At 65.9% G+C, this 18,999-nt stretch carries 15 protein-coding genes; 5 read left to right on the top strand and 10 right to left on the bottom strand.

Annotation, left to right across the window (positions count from 1 at the left end; all coding sequences use genetic code 11):
• Nucleotides 1-114: 114 nt before the first annotated feature.
• Nucleotides 115-1,056, bottom strand: coding sequence for a penicillin-insensitive murein endopeptidase (gene mepA / locus QX073_RS33295; protein ID WP_315715314.1), 942 nt, complete (start codon nucleotides 1,054-1,056; stop codon nucleotides 115-117).
• 394 nt (nucleotides 1,057-1,450) lie between these two features.
• On the opposite strand from mepA, the gene QX073_RS33290 reads away from it, so the two are divergent.
• On the top strand, nucleotides 1,451-3,670 hold the full coding sequence (locus QX073_RS33290; RefSeq protein ID WP_315752237.1) for a putative bifunctional diguanylate cyclase/phosphodiesterase: 2,220 nt from the start codon (nucleotides 1,451-1,453) through the stop codon (nucleotides 3,668-3,670).
• On the opposite strand, the gene ftrA is transcribed toward QX073_RS33290, so the two are convergent.
• Nucleotides 3,644-4,675, bottom strand: coding sequence for a transcriptional regulator FtrA (gene ftrA, locus QX073_RS33285; protein ID WP_316174516.1), 1,032 nt, complete (start codon nucleotides 4,673-4,675; stop codon nucleotides 3,644-3,646). The two genes, QX073_RS33290 and ftrA, sit on opposite strands and share 27 nt — an antisense overlap.
• 99 nt (nucleotides 4,676-4,774) lie before the next feature.
• Between ftrA and QX073_RS33280 the strand changes: the two genes are divergently transcribed.
• Nucleotides 4,775-5,173, top strand: a complete 399-nt coding sequence (locus QX073_RS33280) for a rhodanese-like domain-containing protein (RefSeq protein ID WP_316174517.1) — start codon at nucleotides 4,775-4,777, stop codon at nucleotides 5,171-5,173.
• Nucleotides 5,174-5,298: 125 nt separating this feature from the next.
• On the opposite strand, the gene QX073_RS33275 is transcribed toward QX073_RS33280, so the two are convergent.
• Nucleotides 5,299-7,266 (bottom strand): methyl-accepting chemotaxis protein, encoded by a 1,968-nt coding sequence (locus QX073_RS33275; protein ID WP_315752234.1) that lies wholly within the window; start codon nucleotides 7,264-7,266, stop codon nucleotides 5,299-5,301.
• A gap of 151 nt (nucleotides 7,267-7,417) precedes the next feature.
• A complete protein-coding gene (gene lepA / locus QX073_RS33270) occupies nucleotides 7,418-9,229 on the bottom strand; it encodes a translation elongation factor 4 (protein WP_315825850.1) in 1,812 nt (603 codons plus the stop codon).
• Nucleotides 9,230-9,345: 116 nt separating this feature from the next.
• Here lepA and QX073_RS33265 point away from each other — a divergent pair, with 116 nt between their 5' ends.
• On the top strand, nucleotides 9,346-10,950 hold the full coding sequence (locus QX073_RS33265; RefSeq protein ID WP_316227031.1) for a glycosyltransferase family 39 protein: 1,605 nt from the start codon (nucleotides 9,346-9,348) through the stop codon (nucleotides 10,948-10,950).
• 47 nt (nucleotides 10,951-10,997) lie between these two features.
• On the opposite strand, the gene QX073_RS34510 is transcribed toward QX073_RS33265, so the two are convergent.
• From QX073_RS34510 to QX073_RS33240, 6 genes are all read right to left on the bottom strand, one after another.
• Nucleotides 10,998-11,531 carry a putative immunity protein gene (locus QX073_RS34510; protein WP_409998353.1) on the bottom strand — a complete coding sequence of 178 codons (534 nt, stop codon included), beginning with the start codon at nucleotides 11,529-11,531 and terminating at the stop codon, nucleotides 10,998-11,000.
• A gap of 89 nt (nucleotides 11,532-11,620) precedes the next feature.
• The gene (locus QX073_RS33260; RefSeq protein WP_315715321.1) at nucleotides 11,621-11,950 is read right to left on the bottom strand and encodes an HPr family phosphocarrier protein; all 330 of its coding nucleotides are present in this window, start codon (nucleotides 11,948-11,950) and stop codon (nucleotides 11,621-11,623) included.
• Nucleotides 11,947-12,348, bottom strand: a complete 402-nt coding sequence (locus QX073_RS33255) for a PTS sugar transporter subunit IIA (protein ID WP_006611446.1) — start codon at nucleotides 12,346-12,348, stop codon at nucleotides 11,947-11,949. The genes QX073_RS33260 and QX073_RS33255 overlap by 4 nt, the downstream gene beginning before the upstream one ends.
• A 195-nt stretch (nucleotides 12,349-12,543) precedes the next feature.
• A complete protein-coding gene (locus QX073_RS33250; RefSeq protein WP_316169611.1) occupies nucleotides 12,544-13,005 on the bottom strand; it encodes an HPr kinase/phosphatase C-terminal domain-containing protein in 462 nt (153 codons plus the stop codon).
• Nucleotides 13,002-14,807 (bottom strand): sensor histidine kinase, encoded by a 1,806-nt coding sequence (locus tag QX073_RS33245; RefSeq protein ID WP_316174523.1) that lies wholly within the window; start codon nucleotides 14,805-14,807, stop codon nucleotides 13,002-13,004. Before QX073_RS33245 ends, QX073_RS33250 begins: the two co-directional genes overlap by 4 nt.
• Nucleotides 14,808-15,029: 222 nt before the next feature.
• Entirely contained in the window at nucleotides 15,030-15,731 is a 702-nt protein-coding gene (locus QX073_RS33240; protein WP_006611449.1) for a response regulator transcription factor, read from the bottom strand.
• Between the two features lie 218 nt (nucleotides 15,732-15,949).
• Here QX073_RS33240 and QX073_RS33235 point away from each other — a divergent pair, with 218 nt between their 5' ends.
• Both QX073_RS33235 and QX073_RS33230 read left to right on the top strand, forming a co-directional pair.
• Nucleotides 15,950-16,675 (top strand): HugZ family protein, encoded by a 726-nt coding sequence (locus QX073_RS33235; RefSeq protein ID WP_316227030.1) that lies wholly within the window; start codon nucleotides 15,950-15,952, stop codon nucleotides 16,673-16,675.
• 682 nt (nucleotides 16,676-17,357) lie between these two features.
• Entirely contained in the window at nucleotides 17,358-18,971 is a 1,614-nt protein-coding gene (locus QX073_RS33230) for a phosphoenolpyruvate carboxykinase (RefSeq protein ID WP_316201560.1), read from the top strand.
• Nucleotides 18,972-18,999: the final 28 nt, after the last annotated feature.

Here is an 18,999-nt window from a genome sequence, read left to right as displayed (position 1 = left end):
AGGAGGTGGAGGGACCGTCATCCCCTTCGATCGCCGCGCTGACGGCGCGAGCAATATCATCCTATGGCAATCGTCCCGCCGCTGCGACTCCCAATCACGGCAGCGTCGGCCGAATCAATTCTTGGCGTCCGGCGCATGCAGCACCGCTCGGCAGCCAGGCGGCAGTTGCGCCATCGTCAGCGGTTGCGGCGGCTTAGGGGGCTCTTTCGGCGGCAGCGGATGCAGCACCGCATCCGAGAACCAATAGTCGAGGTCGCCGCAGCCATCGCCGCCCTCCTGGTTGGTCTGGCCGTGGCAGTCCGGATTGCCCGGCGGGCACACCATGCGGATGTGGAAGTGATAGTCGTGGCCCCACCACGGCCGCACCTTGGTGAGCCAGCTACGGTCCCCCCTCGCGTCCCGGCACAGCGCCTTCTTGATCGCGGCGTTGACGAAGATGCGCTGCACCGACGGCTCCTGGGCCGCGGCGCGGATCACGGCGACGTGGCCCTTCGTGAACACCCGCGGATCGACATCGAGGCGATCAGGCCGAACCATCATGACCGCCGACATCTCCTCGCGCTCGTTGCGCGACAGCCTGTGGTCAGGCATCGGCGTCAGCCAGATGTCGGCGTCGAGCCCGATTTGATGGCTGGCATGGCCGGACAGCGCTGGTCCGCCGCGCGGCTGGCCGATGTCGCCGACCAGGATGCCGGGCCAGCCGGCATCCTTGTGCGCGCGGGTCGCCAGCCGCTTCAGCAGCGCGATCAGGTTGGGATGGCCGAAATTGCGGTTGCGCGACAGCCGCATCACCTGCCAGCCCTCGCCGTTGACCGGCATTCGCTCGGCTCCGGCGATGCAGCCGCGATTATAGGTGCCGATCACCCTGGTCGGTTGCGCCGACGGCAGGATCCTCCGGGCGAACAGCTCCTTGGCCGGCGTATTCGGATCGTCCGGATGCGCCAATGGCGGCAGGGCCTTTGGCTCGACGCTGCCCTTGTCCTGGGCATGGGCCGGGGCCGCCACGGCAATGACGGCCGAACTGATGATGGCGACCAGAATCAGGCGGACATGCATGGCGCCAGTGTAGCGTCTGCCGACCGGCCGAGTTGCCCAATTCTACGTCAACAGCGGGTCATTCGGGCCGTTTTAACCTGGCTCTAACCCTGCTGCCGGATTGGCGGAACCGGCTGAACACGGCTCAATTGCGTGAGTTCGTTCGGTAAATGAACAATAAGCGCAGGGCCATTGCACGGTATGCGGGTCTTTTCTGGCCCGTGGCAACCGACGTCACTTATCGCTGGTTGTACAGCAGCCCTTGGTTGATCCTCCGCGCAAGTCTCAACTCTCCAAATGCGCGAGTGCATCCACCTGTTCCCGTAACCAGTGGCTGTCGCGCCCTGCATCAAGATACCATTTTTTCAGAAACGTGGCCGAAAACTGCCGTTCGAGAAGGAGAGTGAGGCACGCGATGCGGCCCGTTCGGCCACCCACGGCAAAAAAGCGCAATCGCGTGCCAAGCGCCCGCGATGCAGTTCACCCGGTCAAGCCAAGCCCGAGATTGCGTTGGCACAATTTGCGCAAGCTCGCCCCCGTCGATGAGATCGGCGGCAAGTGCGCCGAAGTGGCGATGGCTGAGGCGAAGAAGGCGCATGATCGGCTCATCGAAGCGATCGACATTCTTCCCGAGGGGATCGTGTTCCTCGACGCCGACGGCCGCTACATTCTCTGGAACAAGAAATACGCCGAAATCTACAACCGCAGCTCGGACCTGTTCGAATCCGGCGCCCGGCTGCAGGATACGATCCGGATCGGCGTTGCCCGCGGCGACTATCCGGAAGCCGCGGGCCGCGAGGAGGAGTGGATCGCCGAGCGGCTCGAAAAGCTGTTTCATCCGAGCGGTCGCCATGAGCAGAAGCTGTCGGACGGCCGTACCATCCTGATCGAGGAGCGTCTGACCGGCGATGGCGGCATCGTTGGCCTGCGCGTCGACATCACCGAATTGAAGCAGCGCGAGGAGTCGTTCCGCCTGCTGTTCGACGGCAATCCGGTGCCGATGATCGTCTGCGCGACGGATGACGGGCGCGTGCTCGGCGTCAACGAAGCGGCGGCCCAGCATTACGGCTACAGCCGGGACGCCTTCGAGCGGCTCAGCATCCGCAGCCTGCAGGCCTATGATAGCGAGCCGCCCTGGGCAGGCGAGCAGTCCAGCGAGGAGCAGGCGGCGCGCACCTGGAAGCATGTCCGCGCCGATGGCGCCCTGATCGATCTCGCGATCTATTCGCGCCATCTCGTCCACAACGCCCAGCCCGCGGTGCTGCTGGCGCTGATGGACATCACCGAACGCAAGCGCGCCGAGGCGCGGCTCGCCTTCCTGGCCCAGCACGACGCACTGACCGGCCTGCCGAGCCGCAACCTGCTGCGCCAGAAGATCGATGACAAGCTCACCCAGATGCGGCGCGGCTCCGAGAAGATCGCCGTGCTGGTGCTCGGCCTCGATAATTTCAAGTCGATCAACGATACCCTCGGCCACGCGGTCGGCGACCGGCTGTTGCGCGGGGTCGGCAAGCGGCTGCGCTCGGTCCTGCGTCAGGAGGACATCGTCGCGCGACTGAACTCCGACGAGTTCGCGGTGGTGCAGGGCGGGCAGGCGCGGCCGGAGGATGCGGCCCAGCTCTGCCGCCGGCTGCTGGAGGCGATCGCCGATCCCTATCTCATCGACGGCAGTTCGGTGACGATCGGTGCCACGATTGGAATCGCCATGGCGCCGAACGATGGCGACGACGCCGAGAAGCTGCTCAAGAATGCCGACATGGCGCTGTCGCGCGCGAAGAACGAGACGCGCGGCTCCTTCAGCTATTTCGAATCCGGCATGGATGCGCGGGCGCAGAGCCGGCGCAAGATCGAATCCGAGCTGCGCGAGGCCATCCAGCGCGACGTGCTGCAGCCGCATTATCAGCCGCTGATCGACCTCTCGACCGGACGCATCACCGGTTTCGAGGCGCTGGCGCGCTGGCCGCATCCAGAGCGCGGCATGATCCCGCCGTCGGAGTTCATCCCGGTCGCCGAGGAGACCGGCCTGATCTCGGCGCTCGGCCGCGCGATGTTGCGGCACGCCTGCAACGACGCCGCGAAATGGCCGGACGACGTCCGTGTCGCCGTGAACATGTCGCCGCTGCAGTTCCGCGTCGGCAACGTGCTGTCGCTGGTGATGGACGTGCTGAAGCAGTCGGGCCTGCCGCCGAGCCGGCTCGAGCTCGAGATCACCGAGACGCTGGTGCTGGAGAAGAGCGGCCAGGTGCTGGCCACCCTGCATGCGCTGCGCGCGCTGGGCGTGCGCATCTCGATGGACGATTTCGGCACTGGCTATTCCAGCCTGAGCTATCTGCGCAGCTTTCCGTTCGACAAGATCAAGGTCGATCAGTCCTTCATCCGCGGTCTCGCGGCCAATCGCGAGGCGCAGGCGATCGTCCGCTCGATCGTCAGCCTGGGCAAGGGGCTCGGCGTCATCATCACGGCCGAAGGCGTCGAGACGGAGGCGGAGCTGCGCTGTCTGCGCGCCGAGGGCTGCCATGAAGGGCAGGGCTATCTGTTCAGCCGGCCCCGGCCCAATGTCGACATCGTCCGGCTCTTGCAGGCGCAGCGGGATGCCATGGACGGTACCTCACCCGGCAACGCGCTGGTGGCTTGAGCGAGCGACGTTGGCCGATGTTGGACGCGCCTCGAAGCGCCGCCGATAGGCCGCGGGCGACGTTCCGACGATGCGCCGGAAAGCGACGCGAAACGTTTCGAGCGACCGGTAGCCGCACTGCGCCGAGATGTCCGCCAGGGAGAGCGTCGCATTCTCCAGCAGCTCCCGCGCCCGCGTCATGCGCTCCTGCTGCAGCCAGGCCGCAGGGCTCGCGCCCGTGCTGTCCTGGAACGACCGCAGCAAGGTCCGCTCGCTCATCCCGGCGCGTTTTGCCATCGCGCTGACCGCAATCGGCTGCTCCAGTCGCCCCCGTGCCCAATCCATGACGGCGCCGATCGTCCGTCCCGGGCGGGCCTGGACCGGTGCGACGACGTATTGCGCCTGCCCGCCGTCCCGGTGCGGCGGCATCACCAGCCGCCGGGCAACGCTGTTCGCAACCTTGCTGCCGAAATCGCGCCGGACCAGATGCAGGCAGGCGTCGATGCCCGCAGCGCTGCCGGCCGAGGTGATGACATTGCCCTCGTCGACATAGAGCGTGTCCTCTTCGACGCGAATATTCGGATAGAGCCGCTTCAGGTCGGGAATGTGCCGCCAATGCGTGGTGGCGCGCCTGCCGTCGAGCAGGCCAGCGGCGGCCAGAACGAACACGCCGGAGCAGATCGACAAGCACCGCGCGCCGCGCGCGGCCGCCTGCGCGATGGCGCGCAGCAGGCGCTCGGGCGGCCGCTCGGTGCGATCGCGCCATCCTGGAACGATGATCGTGCTGGCTTGCTTCAGGCGTGACAGGGGCGCGCCGGCCTCGACCACGATGCCGCCGGTCGCGCGGGCACGCCGCGCTTCGGCAGAGACCACCGTGAACCGGTACCAAGGGAAGTCGAACTCCGGCCGCGGCAGCCCGAAGACTTCGACCGCGATGCCGAACTCGAACGTGCACAGCCCGTCATAGGTGATGACGGCGACCAATCCCGGATTCGGGTGTGGAGCATGGGTTGCGGCGCGGGGCATTGGCGGAAACTTACCGAACTTTGTCCGATCCGTCACTTGGGTCGCCCCGGGTAGCGCGCGAGATTGGAGGAGCTCACGCAACGTCGCAGGAGAGAGACGATGACGACCCATGTCACCGAGGTGCCCGCAGCCCCGTCAGCCCAGGCGCTCGCCCATTTCGAGGCGATGCTCTCATTCGAGACCGATTGCTGGGACGTGCACGAGAGTCTGCATGCAGCAGCTCCGGACTTCATCCTGGTGGATGTCAGGGGCCCGGCCTCGTTTGCCAAGGGGCACATCACCGGCGCCATCAACATCCCGCACCGGATTATGACCGCGGAGCGGATGGCCGAGTACGCGAAGGACAGGCTGTTCGTGGTCTACTGCGCCGGCCCGCACTGCAACGGCGCTAACCGCGCCGCGATCCGGCTTGCGCGGCTGGGACGGCCCGTGAAGATGATGATCGGCGGCATCACCGGCTGGCTCGACGAGGGCTTTGCACTCGCGACCGGCGATTGAAGCGGAGGCCCGGCTGTTACCTCATCACCAGCGTCGTCCCCGCGAACGCGGGGACGACACCGATTTTGGAGCTCGCCGCCTTGGAAGGCTGCGAGCCAAGAGGGCGGGATGGCGAAAGTCGCTCGCTACGCCGCCTTGCGCAGGCCGGCGAGGAAGGTGTCGACGCTCTTGAACAGGTCGTTCGCACGCTTGCCGAGGTCGCGCGTGGCGACCATGACGTGGTCGGCGAGCTCGCGTGACTGCTCGGCGGCGTCACTGGCGCCGACGACGTTCTGCGATACCTCGTTGGTCCCGGACGCCGCCTGCTGGACGCTGCGCGCGATCTCGCGCGTCGCCGAGTCTTGCTGCTCGACGGCGGCGGCGATGGTCGCGGCAATGCCACTGATCTCCTGGATCGTTGTGCTGATGCCGCCGATGGCGGTCACGCAGTCGGACGTCGCGGCCTGGATCGAGGTGACCTGGCCGGCGATCTCCTCCGTCGCCTTGGCGGTCTGTCCGGCCAGCTCCTTGACCTCGGCTGCCACGACCGCGAAGCCGCGGCCCGCCTCGCCGGCACGCGCCGCCTCGATGGTCGCGTTGAGCGCCAGCAGGTTGGTCTGGCTCGCGATCGCGTCGATCAGGCGCAACACGTCGCCGATCCTCTCGGCGGCTGCGGCGAGGCTGCCGACCATCTCGGTGGTCTGGCGCGCCTTGACGACCGCGGCATCGGCCACCTTGCTGGAATGCGCGACCTGGCGACCGATCTCGGTCACCGAGGAGGCGAGCTCCTCGGAGGCCGCAGCGACGGTCGACACGCCGCTCGAGGCTTCCTCGGACGCGGCAGCGGCGGCCGCTGCGCGCTGCGAGGTGCCGTTGACGCTGACCGTGATCTCGTGGACGACGCGCTCCATGTCCGCCGTGGCCTTGGCAACCGAGGACACCACGCCCTTGACGTCGGCCTCGAACCGGTCGGCCATCTGCCGCTGCAGCGCCTGCTTCTCCTGCTCGGCGCGGTGTTGCGTCGCCTCCTGCGCCTCGCGCAGGCTGGCCGTCTCGATCATGTTGCGGCGGAACACGTCGACCGCCTGCGCCATCGTGCCGAGCTCGTCCTTGCGCTGGCCGCCGGGGATCGCGACCTCGGTGTCGCCGCTCGACAGCCGGTGCATGACGGCGGTGATGGCGACCAGCGGGCGCGAGATGCCGCGAGCGACGAACAGCGCGACGATGACGGCGAGCAGCAGGATTACGACCGTGCCGATGATCAGCTGCTGCTGCGCGCTGGCGGCGGCGGCCTCATAGGCGGTGGTGTCCTTGATCAGCTCCAGCACGGCGATCGGGTCGCCGGCGTAGTTCCTGATCTGGCCAGCATAGACCGCGGCGGGCTTGCCGGCCAGGGTGGCATCGCGCAGCAGCGCCGTGCCCTTGAACACCGCGAGCACCTCGTCCGGGGTGGCGACGGTCTCGTCGCCGAACGTCGAGGACAGCCGCTTCGGCTGGCCGTCGTTGATCCAGTAGACGGCGAGATCGATGCCGAAGCGCTGCTTGGCGCGCTCGACGAATTCCTTGCCGAAGGCGGCGCCGACGTCGACGGTCGCGATCACCTTGCCGTCGCGCACGATCGGGGTCATGCCGAAGATGCCGAGCGACAGCCGGCTCTGCTCGACGCCGGCGATCAGGCGGCCGGTCTGGTTGGCCTGCACCACGGTGATGCGGCGCTTCGAGGTGTCGTCGCCGAACACCTTGGGCTCATGCACGCGATAGAAATTGGTGGCCGGCGGCGCCCATACGTTCACCAGCGGAATGCCCTGCGCCTTCAGCGACGTCATGGCGCCGCCGAGCAGGGCGCCAAGCGCGTCGCGGTCGCCCTTGAGGTAGGCGTCGGCGATCGGGGGCAGCGCCGCCAGGGTGGAGCTGACCGCCAGCGCGGCGCGGCCTTCATAGTCGATGCCGGCCGACACGCTGTCGAACTGCAGCTTGAGTTGCTGCTCCAGCGCCAGTCGGGTCAGAGCGCGCTGCTGGATGACGGAGAAGGTGCCGAGCACGGCACAGGCGATGGCGACGGTCAGCGAGAGCGCGATGATCAGGCGGGCGGAGATCGACCGGAGGCGGGACATTCGGGGCATTCCTTGCTTTGCAGCAAGGGTCTCAGGATACCATTAAGGAACAGATACCGTAGTTGCACGGGAGCGCTGGTTCCGCTTTGGAATCCGGATTTTCTTCAGCCTATCGTGCTGATGAAACCAGAGAGGGGGGCGGGCCCGCGCCTCAGCTATCCACCTTGAGGGCGGCGATGAAGGCTTCCTGCGGGATGTCGACCTTGCCGAACTGCCGCATCTTCTTCTTGCCTTCCTTCTGCTTCTCCAGAAGCTTGCGCTTGCGGGTGATGTCGCCGCCGTAGCACTTCGCGGTGACGTCCTTGCGCAGCGCGCGCACGGTCTCGCGCGCGATCACCTTGCCGCCGATCGCCGCCTGGATCGGGATCTGGAACATGTGCGGCGGAATCAGGTCCTTCATCTTCTCGACCATGGCGCGTCCCCGGCCTTCGGCGCGGGTCCGGTGCACCAGCATCGACAGCGCATCGACCGGCTCGTTGTTGACGAGGATCTGCATCTTGACGAGATCGGCCGGCTTGTAGTCGGTCAAATGATAGTCGAACGAGGCGTAGCCCTTGGAGACCGATTTCAGCCGGTCGTAGAAGTCGAACACCACCTCGTTGAGCGGCAGGTCGTATTTGACCATCGCGCGGCTGCCGACGTAAGTCAGCTCCTTCTGATTGCCGCGGCGGTCCTGGCAGAGCTTGAGCACGCTGCCGAGATATTCGTCCGGCGTCAGGATCGTCGCCTCGATCCAGGGCTCCTGGATCTCGGCGATCTTGACCACGTCGGGCATGTCGACCGGGTTGTGGATCTCGATCTCCTCGCCGTCGGTCAGCTTCATCTTGTAGATGACGCTCGGCGCGGTCGCGATCAGGTTGAGATCGAACTCGCGGGAGAGACGCTCCTGGATGATCTCCAGATGCAAGAGGCCGAGGAAGCCGCAGCGGAAGCCGAAGCCGAGCGCGGCGGACGTCTCCATCTCGAACGAGAAGCTGGCGTCGTTGAGCCGGAGCTTGCCCATTGCGGCGCGCAATGTTTCGAAATCATCGGCATCGACCGGGAACAGGCCGCAGAACACGACCGGGATGGCCGGCTTGAAGCCCGGCAGCATCTCCGAGACGGGCTTGCGGTCGTCGGTGATGGTGTCGCCGACGCGGGTGTCGGCCACCTCCTTGATCGCGGCGGTGATGAAGCCGATCTCGCCGGGCCCGAGCTCGTCGACCTGCGTCATCTTCGGCGTGAAGAAGCCGACGCGCTCGACGTCATAGGCGGCCCCGGTGCCCATCATCCGGACGCGCTGGCCCTTCCTCATCACGCCGTCGACGATGCGCACCAGCACGACGACGCCGAGATAGACGTCGTACCAGCTGTCGACCAGCAGCGCCTTCAGGGTCGCCTCGCGGTCGCCCTTGGGCGGCGGCAGGCGGGTGACGATCGCCTCCAGCACGTCGGGAATGCCAAGGCCGGTCTTGGCGGAGATCATCACCGCGTCGGAGGCGTCGATACCGATCACGTCCTCGATCTGCTGCTTGATCTTCTCGGGCTCGGCCGCCGGCAGGTCGATCTTGTTGAGGACCGGGACGATCTCGTGATTGTTGTCGAGCGCCTGATAGACGTTGGCGAGCGTCTGCGCCTCGACGCCCTGGCTGGCGTCGACCACCAGCAGCGAGCCCTCGCAGGCCGCCAGCGACCGCGAGACTTCGTAGGCGAAGTCGACGTGGCCGGGCGTGTCCATCAGGTTGAAGATGTAATCCTTGCCGTCCTTGGCATGGTAACGCAGGCGCACGGTCTGCGCCTTGATGGTGATGCCGCGCTCGCGCTCGATGTCCATCGAATCGAGCACCTGCTCCTTGCCCGCCATCTCGCGGTCCGACAGCCCGCCCGTCATCTGGATCAGGCGGTCGGCCAAAGTGGACTTTCCATGGTCGATATGGGCGACGATGGAGAAGTTGCGGATGTTGGGAATGGGGGCGGTCGTCATGGGTCGCGCAGATAGCACCCCAAGCCCCTCACCAGCAACCATATTGCTGAATTTCCAGGGGCTTTCTTCACGGCAAGCTGATTCCCCGCGCCGCCAAAACAGGCTACCGAGGGCGGATGTCGAGTACCTCTCTTCCGCCTCTCGCGGCGCGCATGCGCGGCCGTCTCGGACCGCGGCGAATCTCCGCCTGGCTGGTGGCGCGCGCCACGGCGCCGGCAACGTCGATCTGGGTCGTCGTCACCTTCGCGATCGTCCATGCCGTGCTGTGGACGGCGATCCTGACCAATCTGAAGGCGGCGCAGGACGTCCATATGGACGTCGCCGAGGCCTATGCCTGGGGCAGCCGCTTCCTGCTTGGCTACGGCAAGCATCCGCCGCTGTCGGGCTGGATCGCGGGGCTGTGGTTCGCGGTGTTTCCGGTCAAGGACTGGGCGACCTATGCGCTGGCGATGGCCGTGAACGGCAGCGGCCTCGTCATCGTCTGGCTCGCGAGCCTCAAGGTGGTCGACCGCCGCCGCGCCTTCTTCGTCGTGGTGATGGTTGCGCTGTACCCGATCTTCAATTTCAAGGGCTTCAAGTACAACGCCGACCTGGTCCAGCTGCTGACCCTGCCGCTGCTGGTGCTGGCCTATCTCAACGCGTTCGAAAAGCGCAGCGCCGCCTCCGGCCTGTGGCTCGGCCTCGCCGGCGCGGCGGCGCTGATGACCAAATACTGGGTGCTGACCATGATCGGCGCCATCGGCCTTGCGGCGCTGCTGCACCCGGAACGGTTGCGCTTCCTGGCGTCGCCCGCGCCGTGGGTCGCGATCGTCACCATGCTGGTGGCGATGATCCCGCATCTGGTGTGGCTGTGGCGGGTCGATTTCGTCGCCATCACCTATGCCGGGGATGTCTATACGCTGTCGGACCGCGGCCGCGCCGCCGAGCTCGTGCTCGGCTATGTCGGCCACAATCTTGCGCTGCTGGCTTTGCCGGTGGCGCTGGCGGCGCTGGTGATGGCCTGGCCGCCGCGATTCGCCTTCCGCAACTGGCGCGGCGGTCCCAATCCCGGCGTGAATGTAAGCCAGGCGATCAATGTTTGGCTGGTGCAGGCGATCGTTGCCGTCGGGCCGCCGCTCGGCGGCCTCGCCTTCACGATCTACATGAAGACCGATTGGGGCATCTCGCTGTTCTTCCTGGTGCCGCTGGCACTGGTCGCAATTCCCGCGCTGCGGCTGCGATCGGTCATGCTGCCGCGGCTCGCCGCCGTCTGGCTCGTGCTGTCGCTGCTCACGCTGATCGCCTCGCCCTGGATTGCCCGGCGCGAGATGGCCGCCAATCCGAACGGCGCCACCGGCTATGGCGCCCGTTCGGAGCTGGCGCGGGAGCTGACCAAGGCCTGGCATGCCCGATTCGGCTCGCCCTGGCCGCTGGTGGCCGGCTTTGCCGAGATGAACACGCCGATGACCTTCTACAGCCCGGACCACCCAAGGCCGTTCACGGTGCCCACCACGCCCGAGGAGACCTGGAGTTCCGGCCTGAGCGCGCTGGAGGACCTCAAGCGCGAGGGGTTCATCGGCATCTGCGACACCACCGACAACCGGATCGCGGCCTGCGAGGCCTGGATGGCCAAGGAGGCCCCGAAAGCCGAGCCGCTGGTCATGACCACGCAGCGCTTCTTCCACGGCCAGGCGGGCCCTGCAATCGTTTGGAAGGTGTATATTCAGGCATCGGGGGGATAGCTCCGCGGTCGTCCCGGCCAAGCGCTCCTGCGCGCGAGGCCTCCCGATCACCGGAGCAGGGAATCGAGCTGGCGGATCAGCTCTCCGACCCGGCCTCCTCCGGGCGGCGGACCAGGATAACGCCTGAGGACGTCCACGACCTCTCGAGAAGCAAGGAGCCGTGATCGCGCGAGGTAGTCAGCGCCGACGGCGGGAACGTCTCCGGCCGAGATTTCGAAAGCTCGCGCCGCGTGGCCGGCAGCTCCGAGGATGTGCTTGACCTGGGAAGGGTTCGCGAGGGGATGAAGGAAGCCCGCGCCCGCCGCGGCGAGGGCAGCGCGAGCGGCCTCATAGGCCGCGCGCAACCCTTCATCGCGGGCTTCGATTGCCGCCCGCTGCGCCGCCCACGCGCTATCTCGTAGGGATTTGCTCCGACTCCCGCCGCTCGCAAAGCTTCGGGCGGCCTGTATTGCGGCTCGTGCACGAAGATCATCCGGTCGGTCGCGTTCGAAGATCGCCAGCGCCGGATGTGCAGAGAGGGCCGCGTATTCAGCCACGGCTCGCAGGTCTGCCTCGCTCAGCCGAATAGTGCTACTGGACATGCCATCCTTACCGCGTCGCTATGCGAGGATAGGCGCAAATCGGGTAGAATGCCCCATTGCGGCATGGCGAAACGCGTTTCGGGAGGCCCTTACACGCCTTCTTCGTGGAACTTGTCGTTCACCAGGTCGGTGATCGCCTGCAGCGCGGCCTCCGCCTCGGGCCCGGTGGCGGAGACCAGGATCTTGGTTCCCGGCGCCGCCGCCAGCATCATCAGGCCCATGATCGAGCGGCCGCCGACGGTCTCGCCGCCGCGCGTCACCCAGACCTCGGCCTGGAACTTCTCGACCATCTGCACGAATTTCGCCGAGGCCCGCGCATGCAGGCCGCGCTTGTTGGTGATCAGCAGCTCTCGCGAGATGGCTCCGGCAGGGACAGCCGGGCCGGCGACGTTGTCCTGCTGAGCATCCTCGTCGCTCATTTGCCGGCGAGCACCCGGCTGGCGATGGTGACGTATTTGCGTCCCGCCTCCTGCGCCATGGCGATGGCGTCGGGCAGCGAGCGCTCCTCGCGCACCTTGGCGAGCTTCACCAGCATGGGCAGGTTGATGCCCGCGAGCACCTCGACCTTGGGCCGGCTCATGCAGGAGATGGCGAGGTTCGACGGCGTGCCGCCGAACATGTCGGTGAGAATGGCGACACCGTCGCCGGTGTCGACGCGGTTCACGGCTTCGATGATGTCGCTGCGACAGAGATCGGAATCATCGTCGGCGCCAATCGTGACCGCTTCGATTTGTTTTTGAGGACCCATGACGTGTTCCAGCGCCGCCCTGAACTCGTCGGCGAGGCGCCCATGGGTCACCAGTACCAGGCCAATCATCGGATACTCCTCGCGGGCGCCTTGGGTGCACCGCACGAACGCGCCACTTTGACCATCCGGAGCCCTCGCGCAAGAGGGCATATTCGCGAGTCTCCCGGATTCTGGCATACAGAATGGGAGGGGGCGGCGGTCTACTCGGTCGCGATAGTGGGGCTGATATGGTTACCAATTTGCCCCACACAATCGGCCGAAAGATTACCGGAACATGAAAGCTTGAGTGGTAATTAGTTCCGCTACAACCAGCGGGAGGGGTGAGAAACCCGGGCCGACAGGTATCCGTGGCAATTCGATACCGTTGAGATGAATCCGAAGCGATTCGGCGTTCGGCAGGCGGGCAGCGTCCTCGGCCATCAGGTCAACCACAAGCCCAAGTTTCGCCTCCGACACATGGTCGCAGGCGCGGATTCCAAGGCCGCGGATCTCGATCAGCCCGGCCAGAGCGGGCGCGGGGCTCACCCACATTTCCCCGCCGCGTGTGGCGAGATGAACACGGTCGTCGCCCACCAGAACCGTTGGCGGCAGCTGTCCCGCGCGTCCGGCGAGGATCAGATCGAAGGCGAGTCGGGATTTACCGGAACCGGAGGGGCCCCGGATCAGGACGGCCTGCTCCCCAACCTGGACGGCAGACGCATGGATGCTCGCCGTTTCGTTCGTCACGACGCCGGCAGCCGGACGACGAAGCGAGCCCCGGCCGAGGTCGGATGTCCGTCGGCGTCAACAGGGCCGGGCCGGTTCTCGGCCCAGATCCGCCCGCCATGGGCGTCGATGATCTGCTTGGAGATCGACAGGCCCAGCCCGGAATTCTGGCCAAAGCCCTGGTGCGGCCGGTCGGTATAGAACCGCTCAAAGATGCGCTGCAGGGCGTCCTCGCGAATGCCGGGGCCGTCATCATCGACGGTGATCTCGATCTCCGAGCGCACGCGCCGGCAGGTGATGCGGACCTTGCCGCCGGCCGCGGAGAACGATTGCGCGTTCGACAGAAGGTTGGAGATCACCTGGCCGAGCCGCGAATCATGCCCGGGCACCGAGAAGGTGTCGTTGGCGCCGCGGCCCTCGAAGCGGACCTCGACGGTGACGTCGGTGCCGAGCTTGGTCTCGTTGGCGACCGAGGTCAGCGTGTTCAGCAGCCGGCGCAGATCGACCAGGGTCATGTCCTGGCGCTGCAGCTCGGCATCGAGCCGGCTGGCGTCGGAAATGTCGGAGATCAGCCGGTCGAGCCGCTTCACGTCGTGCTCGATCACGGCGAGCAGGCGGGCGCGGCTGTTGTCGTTGCGCGCCAGCGGCAGCGTCTCGACGGCCGAGCGCAGCGAGGTCAGCGGGTTCTTGAGCTCGTGGGCAACGTCGGCGGCGAACATCTCGATCGCCTCGATGCGGTTGTAGAGCGCGTCTGTCATGTCGCGCAGCGCCCCGGAGAGATGGCCGATCTCGTCGCGGCGGCGGGTGAAGTCGGGAATCTCGACGCGGGTCTTGATGCGGCGGCGGACCCGCTCGGCACTGTCGGCGAGCCGGCGCACGGGTCCGGCGATGGTGCTGGCGAGCAGCAGCGACAGCACGATCATGACGGCGGAGGCGACGCCGCCGACCTTCAGAATGGCAAGACGCTCGGCGGTGACCATCTGGTCGATGTCGTCGCCCTGTGTCGACAGCATCAGGGCGCCGTGGATCGTGCGCGAGCGCTGCACCGACACCGCGACCGAAACGATCACTTCGCCGCGCGAATTGACCCTCACCATGCTGCGCTTCTGGCCCTTCAGCGCGTCCGCGACTTCCTCGTAGCCGTTGCCGTTCTCGGGGCCATATTCGCGGTACAGCGGCAGGTCGCCGCGATTGAGCCAGGTGCGGACCGAGATCAGCGCACGCTCGACGAAGCCGGGCTTCTCGCTCGACGGCGGCGGCAGGTCGAAGCGCAGCACGTTCTCCAGGTTGCGGCTGTCGAGCAGGAGCCCGCCATTCGGATCATAGATGCGCGCGCGCGTCTTGGTCGGCGAGATCAGCGTGCGCAGCACCGGCGCGACGCGTTCCGGATTGATCGGGAAGTCGAGCGGCGAATATTCGTCCGGCGCGCCGTAGCTCTCGCCGGGCTTGAGATCGAGCAGGCGCTCGGGATCGATGGTGATCGTGTTGGTCTGTACCGTGGCCGAGGCGGCGATGGCGCCGGCGATGATCTCGGCCTGCACCAGGAGGCTCTGCGCGCGCGCATCGATCAGGCCGGCGCGGAACTGCGACAGGTACAGGATGCTTGCAACCAACGCGAGCAGGCCGGCGATGTTCAGCGAGACGATGCGGCGGGTGAGGCTCGAGAACGACAGCGCGAACAGGAACTGTCCGGCGCGGCGCAGCCAGCTCAGCGGACGCTGCCAGCCGGAGACGTGCGGGGTCTCGTCCGCCGCCTCGGACGCGATCGCGGCGGCGGCGTCGTGGGCATTCACGGCTGGGTCAAGCTGCGTGCGATCGAGCAATGTGAGTGCTCCGATTCCGAATTTCGTAGGGGTTGTGCGGCGAATTCCCGCGAGAACTCGACTTGCCGCACCCGAATTCGCCGCAACAATGGCCCCGTTCCGGCATCTGCGCTCGGACAAACGCGCAGGAGGCGTAGCCTATCCAATCGAGACCGCGACGTCAGCGCGCAATTTCGCATGACGTCGCGCAAGGCAATGCTTCAGGTCCCTTGCTGCAGGGCTTCAGGTTTCCTTGAAGCGATATCCGACGCCGTAGAGGGTCTCGATCATCTCGAACTCCTCGTCGACCATCTTGAACTTCTTGCGCAGCCGCTTGATGTGGCTGTCGATGGTGCGGTCGTCGACATAGACCTGGTCGTCATAGGCCGCGTCCATCAGCGCATTGCGGCTCTTGACCACGCCCGGACGCTGCGCCAGCGCCTGCAGGATCAGGAACTCGGTGACGGTCAGCGTGACCGGCTCGTTCTTCCAGGTGCAGGTGTGACGCTCCGGATCCATGCGCAGCAGGCCGCGATCGAGCGCCTTGGCGTCGTTCTCCTTCGGCAGCGCCGTCGGATCCTTCGGCTGCGAGCGGCGCAGCACGGCCTTGACGCGCTCCACCAGCAGGCGCTGCGAGAACGGTTTGCGGATGAAGTCGTCCGCGCCCATCTTCAGGCCGAACAGCTCGTCGATCTCCTCGTCCTTGGAGGTGAGGAAGATCACCGGCAGGTCGGACTTCTGGCGAAGCCGCCGCAACGTCTCCATGCCGTCCATGCGCGGCATCTTGATGTCGAGGATGGCGAGGTCAGGCTGGCTGGTCCGAAAACCGTCGAGCGCCGACGCACCATCGGTATAGGTCATGATCCGATAACCCTCGGCCTCGAGCGCGATGGAGACGGATGTCAGAATGTTGCGGTCGTCATCGACCAAGGCGATTGTGGGCATGAGCCTGCTTTCAGAGTCTGGTTACGCCGAGACTTCGAGAATCAAGATAAGGGCCGCATATTTGGGCTTCGAACATGGTCAACGAGCAATGCAAGCTGGGCTGAAGTGTGACCGAGTTCCACAAATACCATGGCAAAGTCTTGTGCCGCGCCCAGGTTTGTGGCCCGTTTAGCCGAAAAAAGGCCTTCATTGCAACTGGATGGACGAGGGAAAAGACGATGTCTGCGAGCTTTAACCCTAACCGCGTGACGCAATCCCTGCTGCGCCGAAGCCGGCAGGGCGCACTTGCGACCTTGATGGTTGGGTCGGGCGATCCCTACTGCTCCCTCGTCAACGTCGCCACCGCGTCCGATGGTGCTCCGATCATCCTGATCTCGCGATTAGCTGTACACACCAGGAATGTACTTGCCGATTCGCGCGTATCGCTGATGCTCGATGAACGGGCGCCGGGCGATCCGCTCGAGGGAACTCGCATCATGCTGTCGGGCAAGGCCGAGCAGGCCACCGACGACAATCGCGAGATGCTGCGCCGTCGGTATCTCAATGCGCATCCGTCCGCTGCGGACTATGCGGATTTCGCCGACTTCTCGTTCTTCGTGATTCGTCCGTCAGGCGCGCATCTCGTCGCCGGGTTCGGCCGCATCGTCGATCTCAAGCCCGAGCAGTTTCTCACGGATATCTCCGATGCTGATGAACTGATTCTGGCAGAGCAGGGCGCCGTCGATCACATGAACGAAGATCACCGCGAGGCGCTCGCCCTCTACGCGACGAAGCTGCTCGGCGCCGAAGCCGCGGAGTGGCGGTGTAGCGGCTGTGACCCGGAGGGATTGGATCTGATGGCCGACGGCAAGACGCTACGGCTCGAGTTTCCCGAGCACGTAACCACGCCCGGGGCGTTGCGCAAGATGCTTGTGCGGCTTGCTGACGAGGCACGCGCGAAGTGAGGTGTAGTTCGAGCCCGCTTTGATGGCTGTGCTCATCCTCGCGTGACGAAAGACGACGAAGTTCACGCATGAACGCAGTTGCGGTGAAGCTCGATGTGCACGCTCCCAGTCCAGCAGAAGGTGAGCGCCGCGCAAACCCATGGCGTGGGCGCGAGTGAGCTCGTTGACGTCGCGGCCGGGCGAAGTCGGGATTATGTGATCCCGCAAGCGCGAGGCAATCGTGAATGGAAGCTGGCTGATCGGGTGTGGCGACGACACGGCTGATCACCGACGCATTCCGTCGGCTCGGGCGGCGTCCCTCGATCGGTTGCAGCGAGGCGGTGCGACGGGCGTTGGCCGGATGCTCGGTCTTCGCCTTGGTCTTCGCTTGCCCGCGCGAATTCGTCGATTTGAGCGTCGTTCGTCGTTCTCGTGAAACCCAACCGCGCTGATATATCTGTTGCGTTGCAACAACTCAGCGGGGCGCAGGCGGCTGCTGCTGGAATGTGCATGGCGCGGCAAAACATGAGCTACGTACATCACGGTTTGCCAATAACCAATTGGGCCGGATCGTCTTGGCAAGACCAGCGTTGATCAGTATTAGGTCGGCGACCGCGCTTCGATAAGGCGATGTAACGGCAACGGTCACCGCGCGACGCGCGCGACTGCGCGCAACAGATGCGGGCTCTCAGGAGGGATCTTCGTGCAAGAGACGGGTATTCGCAACGGCGCCTTCGGTGCCGACAAGTTCGGCTTAAAGAACCTCAAGCAGGTGCACTGGAATCTCGGCGCTCCCCAGCTCTATCAGTATTCGCTGGCGGCGGGCGAGGCGGTGCTGTCGGCCGACGGGGCGCTGTGCGCGGATACTGGCGAGTTCACCGGCCGCAGCCCGAAGGACAAGTTCACGGTGCGCGACGCCTCCACCGAAAAGATGTGGTGGGCGGGCAACCAGGCGATCACGCCCGAGCAGTTCGAGGCGCTGCATCAGGACTTCATCAAGCACGCCGAAGGCAAGACCCTGTTCGCGCAGGATCTCTATGGCGGCGCCGATCCGAGCTTCCGCATCAAGACGCGCGTCTTCACCGAACTCGCGTGGCATTCGCTGTTCATCCGCACGCTTCTGATCCGCCCCGAGAAGATCGAGCTCGACACCTTCGTGCCGGAGCTCACGATCATCGACATGCCGAGCTTCCGTGCCGACCCGAAACGCCACGGCGTGCGCTCGCAGAACGTCGTCGCGATCGATTTCGCCCGCAAGATCGTCCTGATCGGCGGGTCCTATTATGCCGGCGAGATGAAGAAGAGCGTGTTCACGACGCTCAACTACTACCTGCCCGAGCGCGGCGTGATGCCGATGCACTGCTCGGCCAATGTCGGGCCGAACGGCGACACCGCTGTCTTCTTCGGCCTGTCCGGCACCGGCAAGACGACGCTGTCGGCCGATCCGAACCGCACCTTGATCGGCGATGACGAGCATGGCTGGGGACCGTCCGGCGTGTTCAACTTCGAGGGCGGCTGCTACGCCAAGTGCATCAAGCTGTCGCAGGAAGCCGAGCCGCAGATCTATGCGGCGTCGACCCGGTTTGGTGCGGTGCTCGAGAACGTCGTGCTCGATGAGGATACGCGCGTTCCCGATTTCGACGACGGCTCCAAGACGGAGAACACCCGCTCGGCCTATCCGCTCGACTACATCCCGAACGCCTCGCGCACCGGCCGCGCGCCGCATCCGAAGAACGTCGTGATGCTCGCCGCCGACGCCTTCGGCGTGCTGCCGCCGATCGCAAAGCTCTCGCCGGCGCAGGCGATGTACCACTTCCTGTCCGGCTACACCGCCAAGGTCGCGGGCACCGAGCGCGGCTTGGGCTCCGAGCCGCAGCCGGAATTCTCGACCTGCTTCGGCTCGCCGTTCCTGCCGCTCGATCCGTCCGTCTACGGCAACATGCTGCGGCAGCTGATCGCCGAGCACAATGTCGACTGCTGGCTGGTCAACACCGGCTGGACCGGCGGCAAGTATGGCACGGGCTCGCGCATGCCGATCAAGGTGACGCGCGCGCTGCTGACGGCTGCGCTCGACGGCAGCTTGCGCAACGTCGAGTTCCGTACCGACAAATATTTCGGCTTCGCGGTGCCGACCGCGCTGCCGGGCGTGCCGAGCGAGATCCTCGATCCGGTCAATACCTGGAAGGACAAGGCCGAGTTCGACAAGACCGCGCGCGCGCTGGTTGGCATGTTCCAGAAGAACTTCGCCAAGTTCGAAGCCCAGGTCGACGCCGAGGTCCGCGCCGCCGCGCCGGATCTGAAGCTGGCGGCGGAGTAGGGCTGCAAACGTCAAGGGGGGGGGCGGT

This window comes from Bradyrhizobium sp. SZCCHNS3052 (assembly GCF_032484495.1).
Classification (GTDB): domain Bacteria; phylum Pseudomonadota; class Alphaproteobacteria; order Rhizobiales; family Xanthobacteraceae; genus Bradyrhizobium.
This window is presented reverse-complemented; position numbering and strand designations above follow the sequence as displayed.